The 3,475-nt window shown below is 69.1% G+C and carries 5 protein-coding genes; all 5 read right to left on the bottom strand.

The window, feature by feature from the left end; all coding sequences use genetic code 11:
- Positions 1-18: 18 nt before the first annotated feature.
- A complete protein-coding gene (locus Q7P21_RS20210) occupies positions 19-1,872 on the bottom strand; it encodes a DUF885 family protein (protein ID WP_304180168.1) in 1,854 nt (617 codons plus the stop codon).
- Positions 1,873-1,979: 107 nt separating this feature from the next.
- Positions 1,980-2,306, bottom strand: coding sequence for a helix-turn-helix domain-containing protein (locus Q7P21_RS20205; protein ID WP_304180165.1), 327 nt, complete (start codon positions 2,304-2,306; stop codon positions 1,980-1,982).
- The gene (locus Q7P21_RS20200) at positions 2,303-2,665 is read right to left on the bottom strand and encodes a type II toxin-antitoxin system RelE/ParE family toxin (RefSeq protein WP_304180161.1); all 363 of its coding nucleotides are present in this window, start codon (positions 2,663-2,665) and stop codon (positions 2,303-2,305) included. Before Q7P21_RS20200 ends, Q7P21_RS20205 begins: the two co-directional genes overlap by 4 nt.
- Positions 2,666-2,818: 153 nt before the next feature.
- Complete coding sequence (locus Q7P21_RS20195) at positions 2,819-3,031, bottom strand: hypothetical protein (RefSeq protein ID WP_304180159.1); 213 nt, start codon at positions 3,029-3,031, stop codon at positions 2,819-2,821.
- Between the two features lie 100 nt (positions 3,032-3,131).
- Positions 3,132-3,475 (bottom strand): enoyl-CoA hydratase/isomerase family protein (locus tag Q7P21_RS20190; RefSeq protein WP_304180158.1); only part of this gene is annotated, 344 nt, incomplete at its 5' end.

Raw genomic sequence — 3,475 nt, 5'->3', positions numbered from 1 at the left:
GGCAGAGGGCTCAGCTGCTCACCCCGCCTTCACCCGCGCGATCCAGTCGTCGACGCCGCGTTCCAGCACGAGCAGCGGCACCGAGCCTTCGCCGACCACCAGGTCGTCATAGGCCTTGATGTCGAACTTCGGCCCCAGGGCCGCCTCGGCCCTGTGGCGCAGCTCCATGATCTTCAGCATGCCGATCTTGTAGCCCGTCGCCTGGGCCGGCAGGGTGATGTAGCGGCGCACCTCTGAGCGGGCCTGGTCGGGCGGGCGGCGGCCGGTCTTGATCATGTAGTCGACGGCCTGGTCCTCGGTCCAACCCTGGGCATGGATGCCGGTGTCGACCACCAGCCGGGCGGCGCGGAACAGCTCGGCGTCGAGGCGCATGAAGTCGGCGGCGACGTCGGGATAGACCCCCATTTCCTTGCACAGGGCCTCGGTATAGAGCGCCCAGCCCTCGCCATAGGCGACATAGCCATAGCCCTTGCGGAACTTGGGCGTGCCGGTCTGGCGCACCTGGATGTCGCCCTGCAGCACGTGGCCGGGAATGCCCTCGTGGCACATCAGGTTGTAGAGGTCGGCCGGATCATCGGTCATGCCCTGCAGATGGACATAGACCCGCCCCGGCCGCGCCCCGTCGGGGCTGGGCCCGGCCGCATGGGCCGCCCCGCCGGCCACCTCGCTGAACGACGGCTCGCGCACCACCTCGACCCTGTAGGCGGGCAACAGGCCGAACCATTGCGGCAACAGGGTGCGGGTATGGGCGATGGCGGCGTTGGCGCGGGCCAGATAGTCGGCGCGCAGGGCGTCGGTCCAGGGCTGCGGCGGATAGAGCTTGGCGCGGCCGGCATAGAAGGCCTCGCGGTCGGCGAACCCGGCCTGGCGGGCGAGCGCATCCTGCGCCGCCTCGATGCGGGTCACCTCGGCCAGGCCCGTCCTGTGCACCTCGTCGGCGGTCATGTCGGTGGTGGTGTTGAGCTTGAGCGCGGCGGCGTACCACTCGGCCCCGCCCGGCAGGGAGATCGCCCCCACCCGGCCGCTGGGCGCGGTCGGCAGTTCGCCCTGCCCCCAGGCGATCACCCGCTGATAGGCGGGCGCGATGGAGAGCAGCGCCGATTTGGCGTCGGCCAGCATGGCGTCAGCCTCGGCCGGGGTGGCCTTGCCGGCGGCGACCAGCTTGCCGACCTTGGCCTTGGCGTCGGCCCACAGGGGCGAGTCCGGGCCGTCGGTGAAGGGCGCCCCGGTGATCAGGGTGCGGCTGCCGGCGATCACCCGCTCGACCTCGAAGCGCGGGGCGCGGATGCCTTGCGCGCTCGACAGCTTGCTCTGGGCGATGGCGGTGTCGAGCACCGCTGGAATGGCCCGCAGGCGCGCGTCATAGGCGGCCATGTCGGCGGCGTCCTGCGCCACATGGGTGTTGATCAGGAAGTTCGGCAGTTCCGAATGCACCGAATAGAGGAACGAATAGAACGGCGGCTGATAGCGGCGGAATTTGTAGGTCAGCTCGGCGCGGTCGAGCTCCTGGGCCCAGATGTCGTAATTGGCCTGGGCCGTGGGGCTGAGCTTGGCCCGGTCGAAGCCGGCCTTCATCCGCGCCACGCTGCCGCGCCGCCATTCCAGCCGCGCCAGCAGGCCGGCGTCGCTGATGTCGTCCAGCCGGTCCTCGCCGACCTTCAGCCCCAGCCGGGTGGCCAGCTGCGGCCGCATCGTCAGTTCCTGGGCGAACTCGGCGTCGAGGAAGCCGATGAACCGGGTGTCCTCGGCCGAGGGCGACGCGGCGGCGGGCGGCGCGGAGGTTTGCGCCCAGGCCAGGCCGGGAACGCCCGCCGCGACAGGCGCAGCCAGGATCAGGGCGGCGACCGCCGCAGTACGGAACAGATGACGCATGGGAACTCCGGGTCGGACAGGCTCAGACCCTATCCCGGCGCGCGAGCCAGGCAAGGCTCGCCTGAGATCCCGAGGTCCCTGGGCGGTCAGCCTGCCGCGCCCGTCCCCTAAGCCTGCGCGGAACGCCTCGCGTCATCGTCGCGCGGCCGGACGGAGAGCTGCACTTTCACGTCCAGTCCGAGACGGCCGAGGATCGTCATCAAGCGGTCGATCGTGAAGCGTTCGAGCCTGACGTTGCGGACCCGGGAGAAGTCAGCGGCGGCGAATCCGGTCTGGGCGGCGGCTGCGCGCACCGTCAATTCGCGCGCGTTGAGGGTCTTGATGATCTCGGCGGCAAGCAGGGCCTTGAACTGGCGCAGCCCGGCGTCTTCAAATCCAAGATCGCTGAAGACATTTCCGCTTCCGCGTTCGATCTCGATGGGGTCGTCGCTCATGCCAATGCCGCCTTCAAACGCTTGATGCGATCGCGAACCAGGTCGATTTCCGCCTTCGGGGTCGCGACGCCCTTTTTCGACTTCTTCTGGAAGGCGTGCACCACCCAGATGTCGTCATCGATTTGGAGCGCGTACATGACGCGGTAGGCGTCGCCCCGTTCCTTGAGGACCAACTCCCACACGCCGGCTCCTAGACCGGTGAGGGGCTTTGCAATGTCGGGCGTCGCGCCATCCGCGACAACCGTCAGCGCCTCGGCGGCGCGTTCCTGGGCTCTCGTCGGAAAATCAGCGAAGTCTTTCCTCGCCGCCTTGATCCAGTTGACCTTTCGCGTGTCTCGGACGGTTCCGTATGTAGTCATATTTGACAACATATGTCAAGGATTGACAGGCTCAAGCCGGGGCGAGAGCGACCTCCCGATCCCAAACACCCCGCTCCGGCGCCGTCCTTGAGGACGCAGCGAGGCTCCCCGCTGCGTATGGGATGACACAGCGCCCTGCGCATGCCGGGACGCCTAGACCGCGTGCGCCCGAAGCTGGCGGCCGCGCAGCAGCATCGGCCGGCTGGGGCGTTGGGGACGCATGAGCCGCGTGCGGCGCGCGGACAGGGTCCGGTATTCGCCGCGCTCGGCCTGGGTCGCGGTCTTCGCCACCATCTTGGCGATCAGGTCCTCAAGCCGCCGATCAAGCTCGGCCTCGCGCGAGACTCTGAGAGGGACGTCGGACATGATGGGCAGCTGCTCGCGAAACCGAGACCCTACATATTGGCGAACTGAAGCCTATCACACCCGGACAGGTGATCAAGAACAATTCAGGAACATCCACCCCCTACCCCTTGGCCGCAGCCGCCATCGCCGCGCGCCCGGCGCGGATGATCTGGATCTGGCCGCGCTCCTCCAGCTCCAGCGCCGCGTCGAAGCTCAGGCCCTCCAGCGTCGCGTCGAAGGTGCGCTTGGAGACGCGCAGCGAATCGGGGGACGCCGCCAGCATGGCGTCGGCGATCGCCGCGCCCGTCGCCGCCAGGTCGGCGTCCGGGACCAGGCGCGAGACCAGGCCCGCGGCCAGGGCGTCGACCGCCTTCATCGGCTGGCCGGTCAGCAGCATGTCGCGGGTGCGATAGGGGCCGATGGTCCGCTGCAGCCGCCAGCTGACCGCCAGCTCCGAGCCCGACA

The sequence above is a fragment of the Phenylobacterium aquaticum genome (genome assembly GCF_947378715.1).
Lineage (GTDB): Bacteria > Pseudomonadota > Alphaproteobacteria > Caulobacterales > Caulobacteraceae > Phenylobacterium > Phenylobacterium aquaticum_A.
Note: the sequence above shows the minus strand (reverse complement) of the source record. Positions and strands in the feature narration are given on the sequence as shown.